Source organism: Streptomyces sp. NPDC012794 (assembly GCF_042901085.1).
In the GTDB taxonomy this organism is placed as follows: domain Bacteria; phylum Actinomycetota; class Actinomycetes; order Streptomycetales; family Streptomycetaceae; genus Streptomyces.
Genome location: NZ_JBIBCI010000009.1, coordinates 279,016 through 299,536 on the forward strand (window position 1 = coordinate 279,016; position 20,521 = coordinate 299,536).

Here is a 20,521-nt window from a genome sequence, read left to right on the forward strand (position 1 = left end):
TACGGGCCCTTCCCGTACGGGCGTGGTGCCGCCCCGCGTCAGACCGCGAGCAGCTTGCGCACCCGCTCCGCCCCGACCGCCAGCAGCAGCGTGGGCAGGCGCGGACCGGTCTCCCGGGTCACGAGCAGGCGGTACAGCAAGGCGAAGAACTCGCGCTGGGCGACCTTCAGCTCCGGCGTCGGCTTGGCGTCCGGCTCCAGCCCGGCCATGACCTTCGGCACGCCGTAGACGAGGGTGGTGAGCCCGTCCAGCGACCAGTGCGAGTCGAGGCCGTCCAGCAGCAGCCGCAGGGACTCGCGCCCGGCCTCGTCCAGGGAGGACAGCAGCTCGGTGTCGGCGTCCTCGCGGACCAGGGTGCGCTGGTCGGCCGGGACCTGGGTGGTGATCCAGTTCTCGGCGCGGTCCAGGCGCGGCCGTACCTCGTCGAGGGAGGTCAGCGGCTGCGACGGGTCCAGGTCGGAGAGGATCCGCAGCGTCTGCTCGTCGTGCCCGGCGGTGATGTCGACGACCGACGCGAGGGTGCGGTACGGCATCGGACGCGGGGTGCGGGGCAGCTCGTGCGAGGCGACGCGCACCGCACGGGAGTGGGCGGCGGCGTCGGCCGGCAGCACACTGCCGTCGGCGACCTTGGCCTCCAGCTTGTCCCACTCGTCGTACAGGCGCTGGATCTCCTGGTCGAAGGCGATCTTGAAGGACTGGTTCGGGCGGCGGCGCGCGTACAGCCAGCGCAGCAGCTGCGGCTCCATGATCTTCAGCGCGTCGGCCGGGGTGGGGACCCCGCCCTTGCTGGACGACATCTTCGCCATGCCGGAGATGCCGACGAAGGCGTACATCGGGCCGATGGGCTGCTCGCCGCCGAACAGGCCGACGATCTGCCCGCCGACCTGGAAGGAGGAGCCGGGCGAGGAGTGGTCGACGCCGGAGGGCTCGAAGACGACGCCCTCGTACGCCCAGCGCATCGGCCAGTCGACCTTCCAGACCAGCTTGCCGCGGTTGAACTCGGACAGCTTGACGGTCTCGGTGAACTCGTCCTCGGTGCAGACGTACGTCAGCTCGGTGGTCTCGTCGTCGTACGCCGTGACCTTGGTGAAGTCCTTGTTGCACGCGCCGCAGTACGGCTTGTACGGGAAGTACTCCGCGCCCTCGGCGCTGCCGTCGTCCTCGGCGGCCGCGCCGGAGCCCTCGGCGGCCTCCAGCTCGGCCTCGTCGACCTGCTTCTGCTGGGGCTTCTTGCCCGGCTTCTGCTTGGTGCGGTACTGGGCGAGGACGGCGTCGATGTCGCCGCGGTGCTTCATCGCGAACAGCACCTGCTCGCGGTAGGCGCCGGAGGTGTACTGCTCGGTCTGGCTGATCGGGTCGTACTCGACGCCCAGCTCGGCCAGGGAGGCGACCATCGCGGCCTTGAAGTGCTCGGCCCAGTTCGGGTACGGGGAGCCCTCGGGCGCGGGCACGGCGGTCAGCGGGCGGCCGATGTGCTGGGCGTGGGACTCCTCGCTGACACCGGGGATGCCCTTGGGGACCTTGCGGTAGCGGTCGTAGTCGTCCCAGGAGATGAGGTGGCGGACCTCGTGACCCCGGCGGCGGATCTCGTCCGCGACCAGGTGGGGGGTCATGACCTCGCGCAGGTTGCCCAGGTGGATCGGCCCGGACGGGGAGAGTCCGGACGCGACGACGATCGCTTTGCCCGGGGCTCGGCGCTCCGCCTCGGCGATGACCTCGTCCGCGAAACGGGAGACCCAGTCGGTCTCTGTGCTGCTCTGAGCGCTCTGAGCCACGACACGTCCTTCTATCTCGAATGCTGGCTTCGGCCATTCTCCCAGACGGAACACCCCGCTCCGGGGTTGCTTCCACGCCTCGGTACGCACGGCGATATCCCGGGGAGCGGGCACCCGCCACGTGGGATACTCGGGGCTTGTCGGAACACCCAAGCGCACGCGCACGCGCAACCTCACAGGAACGGCAGCTCATGGCCTCGGTCCCTTCCCTCGCTTCCTCCGTCGAACAGCGCGTCTCGGACGCCCTCGCCTCCGCCCTGCCGGAGGCCGGTGCCGCCGACCCGCTGCTGCGACGAAGCGACCGGGCCGACTTCCAGGCCAACGGCATCCTGGCGCTCGCGAAGAAGGCCAAGGCCAACCCGCGTGACCTCGCCGCCACCGTCCTCGAAGGCCTGGACAAGGGCGGCGTGATCAAGGACGTCGAGGTGTCCGGCCCCGGCTTCCTCAACATCACGGTCTCCGACGAGGCGATCATCCGGACGCTGGCCGCCCGCGCGGCCGACGACCGGCTCGGCGTGCCGCTCAACGCGTCCGCCGGCACCACGGTGATCGACTACGCGCAGCCGAACGTGGCCAAGGAGATGCACGTCGGCCACCTGCGGTCCGCCGTGATCGGCGCCGCGATGGTCGAGATCCTGGAGTTCACCGGCGAGAAGGTGATCCGCCGCCACCACATCGGCGACTGGGGCACCCAGTTCGGCATGCTGATCCAGTACCTGCTGGAGCACCCGCACGAGCTGGACCACAAGTCGGACGAGGAGGTCTCCGGCGAGGAGGCCATGTCCAACCTCAACCGCCTGTACAAGGCCTCGCGCGCCCTCTTCGACTCCGACGAGGAGTTCAAGACGCGCGCCCGGGCCCGGGTGGTCGACCTCCAGGCGGGCGACCCCGAGACCCTGGCGCTGTGGCAGCGGTTCGTGGACGAGTCGAAGATCTACTTCTACTCCGTCTTCGACAAGCTGGACATGGACATCCAGGACGCCGACGTCGTCGGCGAGTCCGGCTACAACGACATGCTGGTCGAGACCTGCAAGCTGCTGGAGGAGTCAGGCGTCGCCGTCCGCTCCAACGGCGCGCTGTGCGTGTTCTTCGACGACGTCAAGGGCCCCGACGGCAACCCGACCCCGCTGATCGTCCAGAAGTCCGACGGCGGCTTCGGCTACGCCGCCACCGACCTCTCCGCGATCCGCGACCGCGTCGCCGGCCTGTCCGCGACGACCCTGATCTACGTGGTGGACGCGCGGCAGTCGCTGCACTTCAAGATGGTCTTCGAGACGGCCCGCCGGGCCGGCTGGCTGGGCGACGACGTCAAGGCCGTGCAGCTGGCCTTCGGCACGGTCCTCGGCAAGGACGGCAAGCCGTTCAAGACCCGCGAGGGCGAGACGGTCCGTCTGGTGGACCTGCTGGACGAGGCCGTCGAGCGGGCGGCGGCCGTCGTGCGGGAGAAGGCCCAGGACCTCACGGAGGAGGAGATCGCCGAGCGCGGCGCCCAGGTGGGCATCGGCGCGGTGAAGTACGCGGACCTCTCCACCTCGGCGGCGCGCGACTACAAGTTCGACCTGGACCAGATGGTCTCGCTGACCGGTGACACGTCCGTGTACCTCCAGTACGCGTACGCGCGCATCCAGTCGATCCTGCGCAAGGCCGGCGAGGCCCGCCCGGCCGCCCACCCCGAGCTGGAGCTGACGGCCTCGGAGCGCGCGCTGGGCCTGCACCTGGACGGCTTCGGCACGCTGATCGCGGAGGCCGCGGCCGAGTACGCCCCGCACAAGCTGGCCGCGTACCTTTACCAGCTGGCCTCGCTGTACACGACGTTCTACGCGGAGTGCCCGGTGCTCAAGGCGGACAACCCGGAGCAGGTCGAGAACCGCCTGTTCCTGTGCGACCTGACCGCCCGGACCCTGTCGAAGGGCATGTCCCTCCTCGGCATCCGCACCCCCGAGAAGCTCTGACGCCTCCCGGACCGACCGGCACGACGGCGGCCCCCGCTCTCCCGCCCCGGAGAGCGGGGGCCGTGTGCTACGCCGGGCCGAAGACCTCGATCTTGCAGTGGGGGCTGCCCGAGCGGGCGATCCGCGCGTCGCAGGTGACCAGCGGGACTTGGAGCCCCTCCGCGAGGGCGACGTACGTCGCGTCGGACGCGGAGAGGTTCGCGTACAGCTCCCGCACCCGGGGCAGGACCGGCGCGTGTTCCGTCCTGCGGACCGGCAGCGCCGCGAAGTCGTCCCAGGCGGCGTCCAGCTGGCCGTCCGTGAGCTTGCCGCCCCTGTGACGGCCCAGCAGGGCGTGAGCGACCTCCACGTCGAGCAGGTGCGGGGCCGCCAGGCGTTCGCCGAGGACCCGCTCGCGCAGCGCCTCCCCGACCGGTCCCGCGTCGGCGACCAGCATGACGACCGCGCTCGCGTCGATCACGATCATTCGCGCCGCCGTCCCGCGTCCAGGCCCGCGAGCACCTCGTCACCCGTACGGGCCGATTCCGGCCGGGCCGGGGCTGGGTAGGGGAAGGCCCGTCCTTCCCAGCGCCCCGACGGAGGCATCCGTGCCCGACATGAACGGCCCCTACAAGCCCGGCACCCCCTGCTGGATCGACCTGATGGTCCCCGACCAGCAGGCGGCCCTCGACTTCTACTGCGACCTCTTCGGCTGGCAGGGCGAGGTCGGCCCGGCCGAGCAGGGCGGCTACTCCGTCTGCACCCTCAAGGGCAAACCGGTCGCCGGGATCATGAGGGCGATGAACCCGGACGGCACGGTCCCCGACCCGCTGCCGCCCACGGTGTGGACCACGTACCTGTCCACGGACTCCATCGACTCCACCCTCAAGTCCGTCACCGACGCGGGCGGCACGGTCATGATGGGGCCGGTGGACGTCATGGACCTCGGGCGGATGGCCGTGGTCGCCGACCCCGCCGGCGCCGTCTTCGGCCTGTGGGAGCCGGGCACCTTCGACGGCGCGGGCATCGTCAACGAGCACGGCGCGCTGATCTGGAACGAGCTCACCACCAGCGACCTCAAGGGCGCCGCCGCCTTCTACTCCGCCATCCTGCCGGTCACCACGGCCGTGTCCGGGGAGCCCGGCTCCGACGGGTACGTCGAGTTCAAGGCCGGCGGCCGTGCGGTGGGCGGGATGATGGACATGAGCAAGCTGCCGCCGGGCGTGCCGCCGCACTGGCAGCCGTACTTCCACGTGGACAGCGTGGACGACGTCCAGGCCGCCGCCGTCCGCGCCGGCGCCACCGTCCTCGCCCCGGCCTTCGACATGGTGGCGGGCCGTATGGCCGTCCTCGCCGACCCCCAAGGCGGCGCGTTCTCCATCATCACGGCGACGGCCCCGGAGGATCCGGCCTGACCCCCGCCCCCAGCCTGTGGGCAACGCGCCGCCCTCCTCGCCCGGGGGCGGCGCGCGTGCCTCAGCGGGCCTGCGCGAGCGGCGTCAGTAGTGGTAGCGGGCCTGCGCGACCTCGACGGCCCCGTCCCTCACGCGGTACACCAGCCGGTGCTTGTCGGTGATCCGCCGGGACCACCACCCGGACAGGTTTTCCTTGAGCGGCTCCGGCTTGCCGGCGCCCTCGAACGGCGTGCGCTGGATTTCCGTCCAGTCAGGGGTTCCGGCTGCCGGATCACCGGCGCCGCCACCAGCGGCGGCGGGCGTTCTGTCCCCGCAGCTCGGCGGCCGCCGCCCGCGCCGCCTCCGCCCGCTCTGCGTTATCGAGCACCGCGTAGAGCTCCGCCGCCCGCTCCAGGGCCTCGGCGGCTTCCGCATGGCGGTCCAGGGTGTACAGCGTCAGCGCCAGCGCGTTGACGGCGTCGACCCCGTGCTCCGGGTCCCCCGACTCCGCCAGGAGGGCGCAGGCCCTCTCCTGTGCCTCCAGGGCATGTTCGAACTGGCCCGCAGCGAGGTGCAGCCGCCCGAGGCCGTCAAGGTTCACTCCCTGCCCGAGCAGGTCGCCCTCCGCCGTGAAGATGGCGAGTGCCTCCTCGTAGCAGCTCCGGGCCTGCTGATCCCGGCCCAGCTCCAGCAACGAGTCGGCGAGCCGGCTCAGGGTGCCCGCCTCCTGCTTCCGGTTGCCGAACTCCCGCTGCGTGGCAAGGGCCCGTTCCCTCGCTGCCAGGGACTCCTCGTGCTGTCCGGCCTTCCAGAGCGCGTCCGCGAGGGAATCCAGCGCGGACGCCTCGCGATGGTGGTCCCTTCGGGCACCCATGTCCGAGGCCACCTGCCGGTACAGCGCGATGGCATCGTCCAGCTGCCCCAGCTGCGCGTAGACCTCCCCCAGGCTGGCCATCGCGGTGGCCTCCGCGTGGCGCAGGCCCTGCTCCCGGAAGATGTGCAGCGCCGCCTTGAGGGTCCGCTCCGCCTCCGCCCACCGGTTCGCAGCCATGTGGACGCTGCCCAACGTGTTCAGGGCCTTGCCCTCCCCCATCCTCAGGGAGTTCTCCCGGAACAGCTCCAGCGCCTGGGTCAGCAACGGCATCGCCTCGTCGGACCGGCCGGCGCCGACGTACGCGAGGCCGAGGTCGTACAGGCGCGCACCGCGCTCCTCGGGGTCCGCCGGGTCCACGGCCGCGAGCATCCTCTTCCCCACCAGCACCGCGTCCTGCCCGTACCGGTAGATCTGGAGGTACGGGAGCAGTCGCTTGCCGAGTGCCCCGGCGAGTTCCGGCCGCCCCGCGTCCCCCGCGAGGCCCACGGCGGCGACGAGCAGGTCCCGTTCCGCGTTGAGCCAGTCCAGCGCCTGCGCCACCGACGGAAGCCCCGGCCCCGGGGCTACCGGGGCGCCGTTCACGCCCAGGGCCCCCGTCGCTTTCCTGGTGTCCAGGGCCAGACTGCCCAGCAGCGCGTCGACCGCCTCCTGCCGCCCGTCCTCCGCCGCGCGCTCCTCCCCCCGCTCCCGCGCGTACAGCCGTACCAGGTCGTGCATCCGCCAGCGCCCCGAGCCGACCGGCTCCTCCGCCAGCAGGGAGGCCCGTACGAGCGCGGCCAGCGTCGGGCGCAGGCCGGCCGGCGGGACCCCGGTCAGCAGCGATGCGTACACCGTGGCGCAGTCCGGGCCCGGGTTCACCGTCAGCAGCCGGAAGACGCGGGCATGTTCCGCCGGGAGGCGCCCGTACGAGAGGTCGAAGGCCGCCCGGACCCCGTCGTCCAGCTCCGAGTCCAGCTTCGCCAGCCGGGTCCGCGCGTCGGCCAGTTGCCCCGCCAGCTCCGCTACGGAGAGCCCCGGATCGCCCGCCAGCAGCGCCCCCGCCACCGTCAGGGCCAGCGGCAGCCGCCCGCACCGCTCCGCGACCTCGCGGAGGGCGTCCGCCTCCGCCGCCGGGCGGGGGTCCTGCGGCCAGGTGCGCAGCACCGCCCCGGCGAGTAGCTCGACGGCCGCGTCCGGCGCCAGCTCGTCGAGCGGGACCACGCGGGCGGTGAAGTCCCGGTGGCCGAGCCGGTGCCGGGAGGTCACCAGCAGCCGGTGCGCGGTCCCGGCCGGTACGAGGTCCCGTACCTGACCCACCTCGCCCGCGTCGTCGGCGACGATCAGCACCCGCTGCCCCGCCCGGGCGAACTCCGCCAGCCTCGCCTGGTACAGCGCCGCCCGGCCGTCCTGGGACTCCGGCATGTCCGTGTCCCGGATCCCGAGCCGGCGCAGCATCTCCCGCACCGCCTCGGGCCCGCTCACCCCGCCGCCGGGGGCGTACCCGCGCAGGCGCAGGAAGAAGACGCGGTCCCCGAACCAGCCGAGCTCCACGGCCCGGTGCGCCGTCGCCACGGCGAGCGCGCTCTTGCCGACGCCCGCCAGGCCCGCCACGACGGCGACCGTGGGGCCGCCCTCGGAGAGGAGGGCCGTCAGCTCCCCGGCCGGCCCGTCCCGCCCGACGAGCACGGCGGGCGCCTCGGGCAGTCCGAGCCCGGCCCCCGGTGCGGGCCCGGCCCCGGGGGCGTAGGTGACGTGGTCACCGGCGACCTGGGTGATCCGGGCGTTCCCCTCGGCCCGCGCCCACTGTCCGGCCGTCACGGGGACGGCTCGCCGGGTGCCTCACCGCCGCCGCGCTGCTGGACCCGGGCGTCCCCGTCGGCGCGGGCCCGCTGGTCGACCCGGCCGGGGGCCGGGAGCCCGCCGTCCTGGGTGATCTGCGAGGTGCCGGAGGCACGGGCGCGCTGCCGTACGGAGTTCCCGCCGCCCTCGGCGCCGCTCCCGGCCCACCAGCCGCCGACCAGCGCGATGACGGCGGCCATGGCCCCCCCGAATCCGGCGGCGACGGAGGCCCGGTCGGAGTCCTTCTCGGGGAACCAGCCGAAGGGGTCCCACAGCCCGAGCCGGAAGGCGATCAGGAACCCTGCCCCGGTGGCCGCGACCACCACAACCCACCGCCACGGACGCGCCATTGATCCCCCTCCGGTCCGATCCTCCGCTCAGCCGAAGCTAGCAGCCGCCCGGGCTGAATTCCGCCCACACCACCTTTCCGGGCCGCCGGGGCAGGACCCCCCAGGCGTCCGCGACCCCGGCCACGAGCAGCAGCCCGCGCCCGGGCGGCCCGCCCTCGATCCGGGAGAGCCCGGGCCCGCTGTCGTGCACCTCGACGCGCACGCAGCAGCCGAAGTTCAGCAGCCGCAGCCGGTACGAGCGCCCGCGCGGGACCCCGTACCGCAGGGCGTTGGTGGCCAGCTCGCTGACGCAGAGCACGACGTCGTCCCGCCGGGCGGGGATGTCCCAGGCGGCGAGGGTCTCGCGGGTGAAGGCCCGCGCGGTGGCGACGGTCTGGAAGGCCCGGGGAAACAACCGCTCGCGCATCAGGCCGGGTTGAGTATTTAGGTTCACGGGACGATGGTGGCGCGGCGTGACTAGCCTGTGACCCTGCGCCAACCCGTACTCCTTCATGAGTACGGGTCGGCCCGGGGTAATCCACGTGCCCAGGTGGGGAGTCCATCGCCATGCCACCCAAGAAGCGCCCGCGCCCCAACGCGACGACCATGAAGATGGTCGGCCGCCAGGTAGCCGCCGCCAGGGCCGCCAAGGGCCTGACCCAGAAGGAACTCGCCGCACTGATCACGGTGGACGAGGAGACCATCGCCTCCATCGAGCAGGGCCGCCGCGCCCTCATGCCGCACGTTGCCGAACTGATGGACATGCACCTGGGCCTGCCAGGCACGCTGATCATCGCGGCCAATGAGATGCCGGCCTTCGACACGACGCCCCCGTGGGCCGAGGAGTACATGGACCGCGAGTACACGGCGGTCACCCTCTCCTGGTACGACAACCAAGTCGTACCAGGCCTGCTCCAGACGGAGGCGTACGCCCGGGCCGTGTTCAAGTGCCGCGTGCCCGCCTATCAGGAGGAGGAGATCGAGGCGCTCACAGCCGACCGCGTGGCGCGCCAGGAGATACTGCACCGCAAGACACCGCCGACCCTGAGCTTCATCATCTGGGAACCGGTGGTCGTCCACCGTATCGGCGGCCCGGAGACGCATGAGGAGCAGCTGCGGCACTTGATCGCCTGCGCGGAACTTCCGGACGTCTCCATCCAAGTGATGCCCCTTGAACAGGGCACCCACGCAGCCCTCGACGGCCCCTTCATTCTCCTAGAGACCCCCGATCACCAGCACTTCGCCTACTCCGAGGGCCAGCGTGGCAGTCGGCTGATCTCGGACCCAGGCGAGGTCAGCATCCTGGCTCGCAAGTATGCGATGCTGCGAACACAGGCCCTCAACACAGAGCAGACCCAGGGCCTGTTGGAGCGCCTGCTAGGAGAGCCATGAGCACCACACTGAAGTGGTCCAAGTCCAGCTACAGCGGCAGCGACGGCGGACAGTGCCTCGAAGTGGCCATTGCCTGGAGGAAGTCCTCCTACAGCGGAAGTGAAGGCGGCGCCTGCGTCGAGGTCGCCACCTCCCCCGCCGCCGTCCACGTCCGGGACTCCAAGGTCACCGACGGGCCCGTGCTGAACCTCGCCCCCGCGAGCTGGGCGGCGCTGACCGGCTGGGTCGGCCGGTAGCACCGCCCGGGCGGGATCAACCCGTGATCGGGTACGACGTGCGTCCCGACGCCGCGTCGATCTCGTCGTGCGCCTTGGTGAGCAACTGTTCCTTCAGATCGTTGAGCGCGCGCGCCGCCGCGAGCTCCTCGCCCACCCTGGGCTGATTGCCGTCACTGGGGTGGCGGCTGGCGTAGCCGTGCGAGCGCAGCTCGCTCCCGTCCGGGAGCCGGACGAGGGCGGCGGCGCGGGTGCGTTCGTCGTCCTCCTGGAACTTGACGTCGACGTGCCATCCGACGGCATCCTTCATGGCGATCACCTCCGTGCCCGCTGCTATCCAGGGTGCACCCGTGGCCGCCTACACGCTCGGCGGGGCCTCTCGCTCCGCGATCAGCCGGGCCAGGCCGTCCAGGATCCGGTCCAGGCCGAAGCGGAACTGGAAGTCGGGCTCGCCGGAGCCGGTGAAGGCGTCCGATTCCAGCAGCCGCGTCAGCGCCGGGTGGCTGTCCGGGGCGGTCAGCAGGCGCAGGGTGGTCACGTACCGGCCCATGACCTGGTCCGGGGGGACGCCGCCCTTGATGATGGCGTCCATCATGTCGGCGGCCATCGTGGCCTCGTTCCGTACGAGCCCGCCGATCAGGATGATCGCGGAGAGCTTCTCGCCCTCCTCCAGGGCCGTCCCGGCCATGGAGGCGAGGCCGCGTTCCATCCAGGCGAGCTGGTTCGGTGAGGCCGGCGGGGCCGTGAGCGGGATCCGCAGGATCCACGGCTTCGTCATGAGCAGGGTGCGCTGGGCGTACGCCCAGGCAGTCAGCAGCTCGCGCCAGCCCCACCCCTCCGCCTCGGGCGGCAGCGGCGGCGGGGTACCGACGCCCGCCTCCGACATCAGGATGTACAGCTCTTCCTTCGCCGTGACGTAGCGGTAGAGGGACATCGTGGAGACGCCCAGCTCCTTGGCCACGCGGCCCATGGAGACGGCGTCCATGCCCTCGCCGGCGGCCAGGCCGACGGCCGCGTCGACGATCTTCGGCAGGGTGAGGGTGGGGCGCGGGCCCTTGCCGGGGCGTTCGCGCAGGCCCCAGGCCATTTGCAGGCTCACCGGGAGGCCGGTTCCGTCCGCCGGGTCCTTCTCCATCGCACGCCCCTCCCGTCCCGAGTCGTTGACCCACATCCTAGTTCTGTGTATTACTTACACAGAAGCGCGTAACCCATACGCAGAAGGGACCGTGTCTCCGTGACCACGAACGACCTCGCCCTGTACGCCCACGGCCTGACCAAGTCCTACGGCGGCACCCGCGTCCTCGACGGCCTCGACCTCGCCGTCCCCCGAGGCTCCGTCCTCGCCCTGCTCGGCCCCAACGGCGCGGGCAAGACCACCTCCGTCCGCATCCTCGCCACCCTCACCGCACCCGACTCCGGGACCGCGCGGGTGGCCGGGCACGACATCGCCGGGGCACGGGCCCTCGTACGCGAACGGATCGCCCTGACCGGGCAGTTCGCGGCCCTGGACGACCTCCAGACCGGCGCCGAGACGCTGCGCATGGCGGGCCGGCTGAACGGGCTGTCCGCCCGCGACGCCCGCACCCGCGCCGGTGAGCTCCTCGACCGCTTCGGCCTGACCGAGGTGGCCGACCGCCTCGCGAAGACCTACTCGGGCGGGATGCGGCGGCGCCTGGACCTCGCCGCGAGCCTCGTCGGCAGGCCCGAGGTGCTCTTCCTGGACGAGCCCACCACCGGACTCGACCCGCGCAGCCGCCTCGAACTGTGGGACGTCGTACGGGAGATGCGCGCCGACGGCACCACCGTCCTGCTCACCACCCAGTACCTGGAGGAGGCCGACCGGCTCGCCGACCGGGTCACCGTCCTGGAGGCCGGCCGGATCGCCGCCGAGGGAACCCCGGCCGAGCTGAAGGCCCGGGTCTCCGGACACCGCCTCGACCTCACCCTGACCAGCCGCGAGGCCTACGAGACCCTGGCCGCCCGCGCCGTGCACCACGCCCCCGACGAGCTGACGCTCGGCCTGGCCACCGACGGCTCAGCCACCCACGTACGGGCCCTGCTCGACGAACTCGACCCCGACCGCACCGTCGTCGGCCGCTTCACCGTGCGGACCGCCACCCTCGACGACGTCTTCCTCGCCCTGACGGGAGCCGCCCGATGAACAACGCCACCGCCCTCACCATGACCGGACGCAGCCTGCGCATCAGCCGCCGCAGCCCGGACGCGCTGATCGCCGCCCTGATGCTGCCGGTGATGCTGATGCTGATCTTCGTCTACTTCTTCGGCGGGGCCATCGACACCGGCACGGAGTACGTGACGTACGTGGTCCCGGGGGCCATGCTGCTGTGCGCGGGCTTCGGCGCGGCGAGCACCGCCGTGAGCGTGGCCGACGACATGAAGAAGGGCATCATCGACCGCTTCCGCTCCCTCGACGTGGGCGGCCTGCCGATCCTGGCCGGGCACGTCGCGGCCTCGGTCGTACGGAACCTGCTCTCCACCACCCTGGTGCTGGCCGTCGCCCTCGCCATCGGCTTCCGCCCCTCCGGCGGCCCGCTCGCCCTGCTCGCCGCCGCCGGGCTGCTCGTCGCGTACATCACGGCGATCTCCTGGCTCGCGGCCTCCCTCGGGCTGCTGGCCCAGAGCCCGGAGGCGGCGGGCGGGTTCACCTTCCTGATGATGTTCCTGCCCTACCCCTCCAGCGCCTTCGTCCCCATCGAGACCATGCCGTCCTGGCTGCACGGCTTCGCCGGGCACCAGCCGCTGACCCCGGTCATCGAATCGCTGCGGGCCCTGCTGCTGGACCAGCCCGCCGGGAACGCCCCCTGGACGGCCCTCGCCTGGTGCGCGGGGATCACCGCCCTGGCGCTGACGCTGGCGGCGGCGCTGTTCCGCCACCGGACCCGCTGACCGCCCGGACCGGCCCGGGCCGGTGTCCCGGCCGCCCCTCCACCGGACGGGGCGCGGCGAAGGGCCCGCGCCGAGTCCGGCGCGGGCCCTTCGAGCGGACCGGCGGTCAGCGGGTCAGCGGGTAGGAGTGCTTCCCCGAGACCTCGTCGATCTCCGTGTGCGCCTTCTGGAGCAGCTGGGACGCGAGGTCCATGAGCGCCCGCGCGCCCGCGATCTCCTCCCCGACCCTCAACTGCTCCGGATCGGAGGGATGGCGCATGGCGTAGCCGCGCGCCCTCAGTTCGCAGCCGTCACCGAGTCTGAGCAGGGCCGCCGCACCGGTGCGGTGGCCGTCCTCGGTGAACTCCAGCTCCACGTGCCATCCGGCGAGCGTGGCCATGCCGGATCACCTCCACAGTCGGACTACCCCTCCAGGGTGCGCCCGCCCCGCCGGACCCGCGCGGCGGAACGACAGGGCCCAGCGCTCGGCTAGCGCTCGGCGCGCAGCCGCAGCGCGACCTCGGTCGCCCAGTACGTCAGGATCGTGTCCGCGCCCGCGCGCTTGATGCCGAGCAGCGTCTCCATGATCGCCCGGTCGCGCTCGATCCAGCCCTTCTCCGCGGCCGCCTCGACCATCGCGTACTCACCGCTGATCTGGTACGCGGCCACCGGCACGTCCACGGCCTGCGCGACCCGGTGCAGGATGTCCAGGTACGGGCCGGCCGGCTTCACCATGACCATGTCGGCGCCCTCCTCCAGGTCCAGCGCCAGCTCCCGCAGCGACTCGCGGGCGTTCGCCGGGTCCTGCTGGTAGGTCTTGCGGTCCCCCTGGAGGGAGGAGGCGACGGCCTCGCGGAAGGGCCCGTAGAAGGCGGAGGAGTACTTCGCCGTGTAGGCGAGGACCGCCACGTCCTCGTGCCCCGTCTCGTCCAGCGCGTCACGGATGACGCCGACCTGGCCGTCCATCATCCCGCTCGGGCCCACCACGTGGACGCCCGCGTCGGCCTGGACCTGCGCCATCTCCGCGTACCGCTCCAGCGTCGCGTCGTTGTCGACGCGGCCGTGCTCGTCGAGGACACCGCAGTGGCCGTGGTCGGTGTACTCGTCCAGGCACAGGTCCGACATGATCACCAGGTCGTCGCCGACCTCGGCCTTCACGTCCCGGATCGCGACCTGGAGGATGCCGTCCGGCTCCGTGCCCGCCGTGCCCAGAGCGTCCTTGTTCTCGTCCGCCGGGACACCGAAGAGCATGATCCCCGAAACCCCCGCCTCGACCGCCTCGACGGCGGCCTTCCGCAGCGTGTCCCGGGTGTGCTGCACCACGCCCGGCATCGCCGAGATCGGGAGCGGCTCGCTGATGCCCTCCCGCACGAAGGCCGGCAGGATCAGGTCCGAGGGGTGCAGCCGGTACTCCGCGACCATCCGCCGCATCGCCGGGGTGGTGCGCAGCCGGCGGGGCCGCGAACCGGGGAAGGATCCGTACGCGCTCATCTTCTAGTCGCCTCTTCGAGCATCGACAGCAGTCGGGACAAGGGTAGGCCCGGCTCCTCCCCGTCCCCGGCCACCCCCTACGGCCAGTCGACCATCGCCATGAAGACGAGCCAGCCCAGCAGCACCAGCCCCGGCGCGGCCAGCGCGAGCTTGACGCGCCGGGCCGAGTTGCGGACCTTCCACGGCAGGGCCCAGCACACCACCAGCAGGACCAGCACGAGCACCAGCCCCGGCCAGAACACCGTCCAGGCCGTCTCGAAGCTGCGGTGGAAGGCGCGGGCGGGCTCCCCGTTGCAGTTGCCGCACGCCATCGGCGAGAGCATCGCGTACACCAGCGACACGAAGGCCATCGGCAGGGTCAGCAGCGTGGAGAGCAGCGGAGCCACGAAGGCCCGCCGGTCCCGGGCGTCCCCGGCGGGGGCTGCGGCGGGTGCTTCGGCGGCGGGGGTCTCGGTCATGTCCCCACTGAACCGCCCGCCGGACCCCGCCGGCATCCGCGCGGCTACTCAACCCGCTACTCAGCCACCCCCGGGTACCCGCCCCGCACACGCCGAAGGGGCCCGGGGCGCACACCGCACCCGGGCCCCTCCAGCCGTTAACCTCACGTCGCGCGACGCCGGCGCGCGCCCGGACGGCGCTCGCTCGGGCGGGCCACCGTCTCACCAGCCGCCTTGGCCGCCTCCCGGCGCGCCTCCCCGTACGCGGCCAGCGCCTCCGCCAGCTTGCCCACGCTCGGCTCCGGCGACAGCACGTCCACGCGCAGCCCGTGCTCCTCCGCCGTCTTGGCCGTCGCCGGCCCGATACAGGCGATGACGGTCACGTTGTGCGGCTTGCCGGCGATGCCGACCAGGTTGCGCACCGTCGAGGACGAGGTGAAGAGCACGGCGTCGAAACCGCCGCCCTTGATCGCCTCACGGGTGTCCGCCGGCGGCGGCGATGCCCGCACGGTCCGGTAGGCCGTGACGTCGTCGACCTCCCAGCCCAGCTCGATCAGCCCGGCCACCAGCGTCTCCGTGGCGATGTCGGCGCGCGGCAGGAAGACGCGGTCGATCGGGTCGAAGACCGGGTCGTACGGCGGCCAGTCCTCCAGCAGCCCGGCCGCCGACTGCTCACCGCTCGGCACCAGGTCCGGCTTCACGCCGAACTCCACCAGCGCCGCCGCGGTCTGCTCGCCCACCGCGGCGACCTTGATGCCGGCGAACGCACGCGCGTCGAGCCCGTACTCCTCGAACTTCTCCCGCACCGCCTTGACGGCGTTCACCGACGTGAAGGCGATCCACTCGTACCGGCCCGTCACCAGCCCCTTGACCGCCCGCTCCATCTGCTGAGGGGTGCGCGGCGGCTCCACGGCGATGGTCGGCACCTCGTGGGGCACCGCGCCGTACGAACGCAGCTGGTCGGAGAGCGAGGCGGCCTGCTCCTTCGTACGCGGTACGAGGACCCGCCAGCCGAACAGCGGCTTCGACTCGAACCAGGCCAGCTCCTCGCGCCGCGCCGCGGCACCCCGCTCGCCGACCACGGCTATGACCGGGCGCGAACCCTCCGGGGAGGGGAGCACCTTGCCCTGCTTGAACACCTGGGCGATCGTGCCCAGGGTCGCGCTCCAGGTCCGCTGCCGGGTCGTCGTACCGCCCACGGTCACCGTGAGCGGCGTCTCCGGCTTGCGGCCGGCCGACACCAGCTCGGCGGCCGCGCTCGCGACCGTCTCCAGCGTCGCCGAGACGACCACTCCGCAGTCGCTCGCGCCGACCTCGCTCCAGCAGCGCGCCGAGGCGTGCCGCGCGTCCACGAAGCGCACGTCCGCGCCCTGCTCACCGCGCAGCGGCACACCCGCGTACGCGGGCACGCCGACGGCGGTCGCCACACCGGGCACCACCTCGAAGGGGATGCCCTGGTGGGCGCAGGCGAGCATCTCCTCGGCCGCGTTCCCCTCCAGCCCGGGGTCGCCGGTCACCGCACGGACGACCCGCCTGCCGGAGCGCGCGGCCTCCATGACAAGATTGGCGACGTCCGCGGCGGTCGACGGAGTACGGATCGCCGGGACACCGGCGGCGGCTGACGCCTCGTCGGCGACCGTCAGCTGAGGCGTGTCGACACCCGCGCGCGCGTGGGTCCGTACGACCTCGAGCACCTCGGGCTCCGCGATCAGTACGTCCGCGGCGGCGAGCGCCTCCACGGCGCGCAGCGTGAGCAGACCCGGGTCGCCCGGACCCGCACCGAGGAAGGTGACGAGCCCGGGGGCGGCTACGCCCGCGAAGGGGGAGGTGGTGGGGCTTGAGGGGTTCAAAGGGATCGCTCCCCCATCAGACCGGCCGCGCCCTTGGCCAGCATCTCGTCCGCGAGTTCGCGGCCGAGCGCCATGGCCTCGTCGTAAGACCGGGGCACGGGACCGGTGGTGGACAGCTGCACCAGCGTCGAACCGTCGAGGGTTCCGACGACACCACGCAGGCGCATTTCATTGACATTCCGCCCGTCGGCCAGCAGGTCGGCGAGCGCGCCCACGGGTGCGCTGCACCCGGCCTCCAGGGCTGCGAGGAGCGCGCGCTCCGCGGTCACGGCGGCCCGCGTCTGCGGGTCGTCGAGCCGGCCGAGCGCGGAGATGAGGTCCGCGTCGGAGGCGAGGCACTCCACGGCCAGGGCACCCTGGCCGGGCGCGGGCAGCACGTTGTCGACCGCCAGCAGGTCGGTCGCCTCGTCGGCGCGGCCGATCCGGTTCAGGCCGGCCGCGGCCAGCACGACCGCGTCGAGCTCGCCGGCGCGCACGAAGCCGATCCGGGTGTCGACGTTGCCGCGGATCGCGACGGTCTCGATGGACTTGCCCAGGCTGCGGGCGTACGCGTTCAGCTGCGCCGTGCGGCGCGGCGAACCGGTACCCACGCGGGCGCCGTCCGGCAGCTGCTCGAAGGTCAGGCCGTCGCGGGCCACGAGCGCGTCGCGCGGGTCCTCGCGCTCCGGCATGGCCGCGATGACCAGCTCGTCGGGCTGCGCGGTCGGCAGGTCCTTCAGCGAGTGCACGGCGAAGTCGACCTCGCCGCGGACCAGGGCCTCGCGCAGGGCCGTGACGAACACGCCGGTGCCGCCGATCTGCGCGAGGTGCTCGCGGGACACGTCACCGTAGGTCGTGATCTCCACGAGCTCGACGGGCCGGCCGGTGATCGCCCGTACCGCCTCGGCGACGTGCCCGGACTGGGACATGGCCAGCTTGCTGCGTCGCGTGCCAAGCCGGAGGGGCTGGTCGGGACGTGTGTTCATGATGCCCGTCCTGGGTCGTCGTTCTTCGGATCGGCCGCGTCCGCCCGGCTGACGGATGCCACCGTCTGAGGGTCGAGGTCGAAGAGTTCGCGCAGCGCCTCCGCGTACCCGGCGCCGCCGGGCTCGCTCGCGAGCTGCTTGACGCGCACGGTCGGCGCGTGGAGGAGCTTGTCGACGACGCGGCGCACGGTCTGGGTGACCTCCGCGCGCTGCCGCTCGTCGAGATCGGGTACCCGCCCGTCGAGCCGTGCCACCTCCATGGCGACGACCTCGGCGGCCATCGCCCGCAGGGCGACGACGGTGGGCGTGATGTGCGCGGCCCGCTGCGCGGCGCCGAAGGCGGCCACCTCGCCGGCGACGATGCCGCGCACGGCGTCGACGTCGGCGGCCATGGGCGCGTCGGCGGAGGCCTCGGCGAGGCTCTCGATGTCGACGAGCCGCACGCCCGGGATGCGGTGCGCGGCGGCGTCGATGTCCCGGGGCATGGCCAGGTCCAGCAGGGCCAGCCGTACGGGGACGGCCCCGTCCGCCTGGCTCCGCGCCGCCCGGCGCGGCTGCCGCTGCGCGGCGGCCTCGCCCTGGTCGGCCCAGGCCCCGTGCAGTTCGAGGGAGCCGGCGTCGACCCCGGCGAGGGCGGAGCGCCCGTCGCCGACGGCGGCGTCCGCCCCGACGGGGCAGCCGTCGGCCTCGGCGGCGGCCGCCGCCGTGATGGTCCGCGCGGCGCCGGCGTCGGCGAGCCGCCGCCCGCCCTCGGCGGCGGCCACGAGCCGGGCCACCACCTCGGCGTCGACGGCCGCGCCGCCGGCGAGCGCGTCGCGTCCGCCCGCGTCCGGCGCCTGCGGCGCGGGGTGCGGCGCGGCGGCCCCGGACTCGAACCCGGAGGCGGACAGCGCGAGGGCGACGTCGTCCCCGGTCAGCACCAGCCCGGTGGCCCCGGTGCAGGACACGACCACGTCGACGCGGGTCAGCTCGTCCGTGATGGTCGACATCGGAACGGCCCGCGCCGCGACACCAGTGCCCGAGGCAACCAAAATCTCCGCGAGACGTTCCGCCCGCTCTGCGGTCCGGTTCGCCACGACCACCTCGGCGACACCCGCCCGCGCCAGCGTCGCCGCCGCGAGCGAGGACATCGAACCGGCGCCGATCACCAGCGCCCGCTTGCCGGCGGCCCACTCCCCCACCGGCAGGTTCACCGCGAGCTGCTCCAGCCCGAACGTCACCAGCGACTGTCCGGCCCGGTCGATGCCGGTCTCCGAGTGCGCCCGCTTGCCGACGCGCAGCGCCTGCTGGAAGAGGTCGTTGATCAGCCGGCCGGCCGTGTGGAGCTCTTGCCCCAGGGCCAGCGCGTCCTTGATCTGGCCGAGGATCTGGCCTTCGCCGACGACCATCGAGTCCAGCCCGCACGCCACCGAGAACAGGTGGTGCACGGCCCGGTCCTCGTAGTGCACGTACAGATAGGGGGTCAGCTCCTCCAGGGCGACCCCGCTGTGCTGCGCGAGCAGCGTCGACAGCTCGGCGACACCCGCGTGGAACTTGTCCACGTCCGCGTACAGCTCGATGCGGTTGCAGGTGGCGAGGACGGCGGCCTCGGCCGCCGGCTCGGCGGCCAGGGTGTCGTGCAGCAGCTTGGCCTTGGCGTCGGCGGACAGCGAGGCCCGCTCCAGCACGCTCACCGGCGCGCTGCGGTGGCTCAGGCCTACGACGAGCAGACTCATGCCGGCATCACCGCCGGCACGTCACCCTCGGGGCCGCCCTTGCGCGCGGCCGCGGCGGCCCGCCCGGCCGGCGGCTCGACGGCGGCGACGGGCGCGGCACCGGCGCCGGTGGCGACCGCGTCCGCGCCGGACACGGCGACGGCCTCCGCGTCCGTACCGGACTCGCCCGCCTTGCGCTGCTCGTGGAACGCCAGGATCTGGAGCTCGATGGACAGGTCGACCTTGCGCACGTCCACGCCCTCCGGCACGGACAGCACGGTCGGCGCGAAGTTCAGGATGGAGGTGACACCGGCGGCGATCAGCCGCTCGCTGACCTGCTGGGCCGCGCCCGCGGGGGTGGCGATGACGCCGATGGAGACGCCGTTCTCCTCGATGATCCTCTCGAGGTCGTCGGTGTGCTGCACGGGCATGCCGGCCACCGGCTTGCCGGCCATGGCCGGGTCGGCGTCGATCAGCGCCGCCACGCGGAAGCCGCGCGACGCGAAACCGCCGTAGTTGGCGAGGGCCGCGCCGAGGTTGCCGATCCCGACGATGACGACCGGCCAGTCCTGGGTCAGGCCGAGCTCGCGGGAGATCTGGTAGACGAGGTACTCGACGTCGTAGCCGACGCCGCGCGTCCCGTACGAACCGAGGTACGAGAAGTCCTTGCGCAGCTTCGCGGAGTTGACTCCGGCGGCTGCCGCGAGCTCCTCGGAGGACACCGTGGGCACCGATCGCTCGGAGAGCGCGGTGAGGGCGCGCAAGTACAGCGGAAGCCGGGCGACAGTGGCCTCGGGAATACCTCGGCTGCGGGTCGCCGGTCGGTGAGTTCGGCCAGTTGCCACGATGCTCCTGCGGGATGAGCGGGGCTGCAGGCGGCCTTTTGTCCCAGGACCGCCCCGTCGAATGCAGGCTATGTCTTTGTGAACGCGTGCACAAAGATTGTGTCCGCTTTGTCCGAGCAAAGTGACCGGGGTCACGCGGGCCGGGCGGAGGGGGCCCAGGCCGGGAACGGGCCGAACCCGTTCAAATCCCGAGGGGGGCAAAACGGTACACACTCCTCATCGATACGCCCCCGAGTCCCCATAAATCGCCCATGATGGTAACGGGAGAAACGGTCAGGCTCCCAACGCCCGCCGCAGCCGGTCAGGGTTCACCCTCCAGAAGGTGTGCTGCTCACCGTCGACCAGCACCACCGGGATCTGCTCCCAGTACAGCCGGTACAGCTCCTCGTCCTGCGAGATGTCCTTCTTCTCCCACTGTGCGCCCGTCTCGGCGCACACCTTCTCGATCACCTCCTGGGCGTCATCGCACAGATGACACCCCGGCTTCCCCACGAGCGTCACCATCCGCTCCTCGGGACGCTTCTTTTCCTTACGGCGCAGCAGAGGACTCATGCGGCCATTGTCCCGCGCCGGACCGGGGGGTCCGAAGAGTTAACCGCCCCGTCTCCCGGCGGTTCGGGAACTC

Annotated in this window: 21 protein-coding genes and 1 pseudogene; 6 read left to right on the forward strand and 16 right to left on the reverse strand. The window is 72.7% G+C overall.

Features of this window, described 5'->3' with window-relative positions:
• Positions 1-38 precede the first annotated feature (38 nt).
• Complete coding sequence (gene lysS, locus ACFY7H_RS19470) at positions 39-1,775, reverse strand: lysine--tRNA ligase (RefSeq protein ID WP_388939504.1); 1,737 nt, start codon at positions 1,773-1,775, stop codon at positions 39-41.
• 191 nt (positions 1,776-1,966) lie between these two features.
• Between lysS and argS the strand changes: the two genes are divergently transcribed.
• Positions 1,967-3,727, forward strand: coding sequence for an arginine--tRNA ligase (argS, locus tag ACFY7H_RS19475; protein ID WP_388939506.1), 1,761 nt, complete (start codon positions 1,967-1,969; stop codon positions 3,725-3,727).
• A 67-nt stretch (positions 3,728-3,794) separates the two neighbouring features.
• Here argS and ACFY7H_RS19480 read toward each other — a convergent pair whose 3' ends face one another.
• On the reverse strand, positions 3,795-4,193 hold the full coding sequence (locus ACFY7H_RS19480) for a type II toxin-antitoxin system VapC family toxin (RefSeq protein ID WP_388939508.1): 399 nt from the start codon (positions 4,191-4,193) through the stop codon (positions 3,795-3,797).
• A 130-nt stretch (positions 4,194-4,323) separates the two neighbouring features.
• Between ACFY7H_RS19480 and ACFY7H_RS19485 the strand changes: the two genes are divergently transcribed.
• Entirely contained in the window at positions 4,324-5,121 is a 798-nt protein-coding gene (locus ACFY7H_RS19485) for a VOC family protein (RefSeq protein WP_388939584.1), read from the forward strand.
• 84 nt (positions 5,122-5,205) lie between these two features.
• Here ACFY7H_RS19485 and ACFY7H_RS19490 read toward each other — a convergent pair.
• The 4 genes and pseudogenes from ACFY7H_RS19490 to ACFY7H_RS19505 form a co-directional block, all read right to left on the reverse strand.
• Positions 5,206-5,364 (reverse strand): annotated as a pseudogene (locus tag ACFY7H_RS19490) (Txe/YoeB family addiction module toxin); the annotation flags it as partial.
• 28 nt (positions 5,365-5,392) lie between these two features.
• Positions 5,393-7,771: an ATP-binding protein gene (locus ACFY7H_RS19495; RefSeq protein WP_388939509.1), complete on the reverse strand. Its 2,379-nt coding sequence runs from the start codon at positions 7,769-7,771 to the stop codon at positions 5,393-5,395.
• A complete protein-coding gene (locus ACFY7H_RS19500) occupies positions 7,768-8,142 on the reverse strand; it encodes a hypothetical protein (protein ID WP_388939511.1) in 375 nt (124 codons plus the stop codon). The genes ACFY7H_RS19495 and ACFY7H_RS19500 overlap by 4 nt, the downstream gene beginning before the upstream one ends.
• Before the next feature lie 37 nt (positions 8,143-8,179).
• On the reverse strand, positions 8,180-8,575 hold the full coding sequence (locus ACFY7H_RS19505) for an ATP-binding protein (RefSeq protein WP_388939512.1): 396 nt from the start codon (positions 8,573-8,575) through the stop codon (positions 8,180-8,182).
• Positions 8,576-8,688: 113 nt separating this feature from the next.
• On the opposite strand from ACFY7H_RS19505, the gene ACFY7H_RS19510 reads away from it, so the two are divergent.
• Positions 8,689-9,513, forward strand: coding sequence for a Scr1 family TA system antitoxin-like transcriptional regulator (locus ACFY7H_RS19510; protein ID WP_388939514.1), 825 nt, complete (start codon positions 8,689-8,691; stop codon positions 9,511-9,513).
• Positions 9,510-9,749 (forward strand): DUF397 domain-containing protein, encoded by a 240-nt coding sequence (locus ACFY7H_RS19515; RefSeq protein ID WP_388939516.1) that lies wholly within the window; start codon positions 9,510-9,512, stop codon positions 9,747-9,749. Before ACFY7H_RS19510 ends, ACFY7H_RS19515 begins: the two co-directional genes overlap by 4 nt.
• A gap of 16 nt (positions 9,750-9,765) precedes the next feature.
• Here ACFY7H_RS19515 and ACFY7H_RS19520 read toward each other — a convergent pair whose 3' ends face one another.
• Positions 9,766-10,038, reverse strand: a complete 273-nt coding sequence (locus ACFY7H_RS19520; RefSeq protein WP_388939518.1) for a DUF1876 domain-containing protein — start codon at positions 10,036-10,038, stop codon at positions 9,766-9,768.
• Positions 10,039-10,086: 48 nt separating this feature from the next.
• Positions 10,087-10,863, reverse strand: coding sequence for a TetR/AcrR family transcriptional regulator (locus ACFY7H_RS19525; protein ID WP_388939519.1), 777 nt, complete (start codon positions 10,861-10,863; stop codon positions 10,087-10,089).
• 99 nt (positions 10,864-10,962) lie between these two features.
• On the opposite strand from ACFY7H_RS19525, the gene ACFY7H_RS19530 reads away from it, so the two are divergent.
• Together ACFY7H_RS19530 and ACFY7H_RS19535 are read left to right on the forward strand one after the other, a co-directional pair.
• On the forward strand, positions 10,963-11,889 hold the full coding sequence (locus ACFY7H_RS19530) for an ATP-binding cassette domain-containing protein (protein WP_388939520.1): 927 nt from the start codon (positions 10,963-10,965) through the stop codon (positions 11,887-11,889).
• On the forward strand, positions 11,886-12,635 hold the full coding sequence (locus ACFY7H_RS19535) for an ABC transporter permease (protein WP_388939522.1): 750 nt from the start codon (positions 11,886-11,888) through the stop codon (positions 12,633-12,635). Before ACFY7H_RS19530 ends, ACFY7H_RS19535 begins: the two co-directional genes overlap by 4 nt.
• Positions 12,636-12,741: 106 nt before the next feature.
• Here ACFY7H_RS19535 and ACFY7H_RS19540 read toward each other — a convergent pair whose 3' ends face one another.
• From ACFY7H_RS19540 to ACFY7H_RS19575, 8 genes are all read right to left on the reverse strand, one after another.
• Positions 12,742-13,014 (reverse strand): DUF1876 domain-containing protein, encoded by a 273-nt coding sequence (locus ACFY7H_RS19540; RefSeq protein WP_388939524.1) that lies wholly within the window; start codon positions 13,012-13,014, stop codon positions 12,742-12,744.
• 89 nt (positions 13,015-13,103) lie between these two features.
• Positions 13,104-14,105: a porphobilinogen synthase gene (gene hemB, locus ACFY7H_RS19545; protein WP_388939525.1), complete on the reverse strand. Its 1,002-nt coding sequence runs from the start codon at positions 14,103-14,105 to the stop codon at positions 13,104-13,106.
• A gap of 77 nt (positions 14,106-14,182) precedes the next feature.
• The gene (locus ACFY7H_RS19550) at positions 14,183-14,563 is read right to left on the reverse strand and encodes a hypothetical protein (RefSeq protein WP_388939526.1); all 381 of its coding nucleotides are present in this window, start codon (positions 14,561-14,563) and stop codon (positions 14,183-14,185) included.
• Between the two features lie 143 nt (positions 14,564-14,706).
• On the reverse strand, positions 14,707-16,392 hold the full coding sequence (locus ACFY7H_RS19555; protein ID WP_388939528.1) for a uroporphyrinogen-III synthase: 1,686 nt from the start codon (positions 16,390-16,392) through the stop codon (positions 14,707-14,709).
• Positions 16,389-17,357: a hydroxymethylbilane synthase gene (gene hemC, locus ACFY7H_RS19560; protein ID WP_388939530.1), complete on the reverse strand. Its 969-nt coding sequence runs from the start codon at positions 17,355-17,357 to the stop codon at positions 16,389-16,391. The genes ACFY7H_RS19555 and hemC overlap by 4 nt, the downstream gene beginning before the upstream one ends.
• The gene (locus ACFY7H_RS19565) at positions 17,354-19,072 is read right to left on the reverse strand and encodes a glutamyl-tRNA reductase (protein ID WP_388939532.1); all 1,719 of its coding nucleotides are present in this window, start codon (positions 19,070-19,072) and stop codon (positions 17,354-17,356) included. The genes hemC and ACFY7H_RS19565 overlap by 4 nt, the downstream gene beginning before the upstream one ends.
• Entirely contained in the window at positions 19,069-19,896 is an 828-nt protein-coding gene (locus ACFY7H_RS19570; protein WP_388939534.1) for a redox-sensing transcriptional repressor Rex, read from the reverse strand. The genes ACFY7H_RS19565 and ACFY7H_RS19570 overlap by 4 nt, the downstream gene beginning before the upstream one ends.
• Before the next feature lie 273 nt (positions 19,897-20,169).
• Positions 20,170-20,448, reverse strand: a complete 279-nt coding sequence (locus ACFY7H_RS19575; protein ID WP_388939535.1) for a glutaredoxin family protein — start codon at positions 20,446-20,448, stop codon at positions 20,170-20,172.
• Between the last annotated feature and the right edge of the window lie 73 nt (positions 20,449-20,521).

What these genes read in the sequence shown, in the direction of transcription:
- hemB (WP_388939525.1), bottom strand. Translation starts at nt 14,105, where the DNA reads ATGAGCGCGTACGGATCCTTCCCCGGTTCGCGGCCCCGCCGGCTGCGC.
- ACFY7H_RS19565 (WP_388939532.1), bottom strand. Translation starts at nt 19,072, where the DNA reads ATGAGTCTGCTCGTCGTAGGCCTGAGCCACCGCAGCGCGCCGGTGAGC.
- ACFY7H_RS19550 (WP_388939526.1), bottom strand. Translation starts at nt 14,563, where the DNA reads ATGACCGAGACCCCCGCCGCCGAAGCACCCGCCGCAGCCCCCGCCGGG.
- ACFY7H_RS19535 (WP_388939522.1), top strand. Translation starts at nt 11,886, where the DNA reads ATGAACAACGCCACCGCCCTCACCATGACCGGACGCAGCCTGCGCATC.
- ACFY7H_RS19520 (WP_388939518.1), bottom strand. Translation starts at nt 10,038, where the DNA reads ATGAAGGATGCCGTCGGATGGCACGTCGACGTCAAGTTCCAGGAGGAC.
- ACFY7H_RS19540 (WP_388939524.1), bottom strand. Translation starts at nt 13,014, where the DNA reads ATGGCCACGCTCGCCGGATGGCACGTGGAGCTGGAGTTCACCGAGGAC.
- ACFY7H_RS19515 (WP_388939516.1), top strand. Translation starts at nt 9,510, where the DNA reads ATGAGCACCACACTGAAGTGGTCCAAGTCCAGCTACAGCGGCAGCGAC.
- ACFY7H_RS19525 (WP_388939519.1), bottom strand. Translation starts at nt 10,863, where the DNA reads ATGGAGAAGGACCCGGCGGACGGAACCGGCCTCCCGGTGAGCCTGCAA.
- argS (WP_388939506.1), top strand. Translation starts at nt 1,967, where the DNA reads ATGGCCTCGGTCCCTTCCCTCGCTTCCTCCGTCGAACAGCGCGTCTCG.
- ACFY7H_RS19575 (WP_388939535.1), bottom strand. Translation starts at nt 20,448, where the DNA reads ATGAGTCCTCTGCTGCGCCGTAAGGAAAAGAAGCGTCCCGAGGAGCGG.
- hemC (WP_388939530.1), bottom strand. Translation starts at nt 17,357, where the DNA reads ATGAACACACGTCCCGACCAGCCCCTCCGGCTTGGCACGCGACGCAGC.
- ACFY7H_RS19485 (WP_388939584.1), top strand. Translation starts at nt 4,324, where the DNA reads ATGAACGGCCCCTACAAGCCCGGCACCCCCTGCTGGATCGACCTGATG.
- ACFY7H_RS19480 (WP_388939508.1), bottom strand. Translation starts at nt 4,193, where the DNA reads ATGATCGTGATCGACGCGAGCGCGGTCGTCATGCTGGTCGCCGACGCG.
- ACFY7H_RS19500 (WP_388939511.1), bottom strand. Translation starts at nt 8,142, where the DNA reads ATGGCGCGTCCGTGGCGGTGGGTTGTGGTGGTCGCGGCCACCGGGGCA.
- ACFY7H_RS19510 (WP_388939514.1), top strand. Translation starts at nt 8,689, where the DNA reads ATGCCACCCAAGAAGCGCCCGCGCCCCAACGCGACGACCATGAAGATG.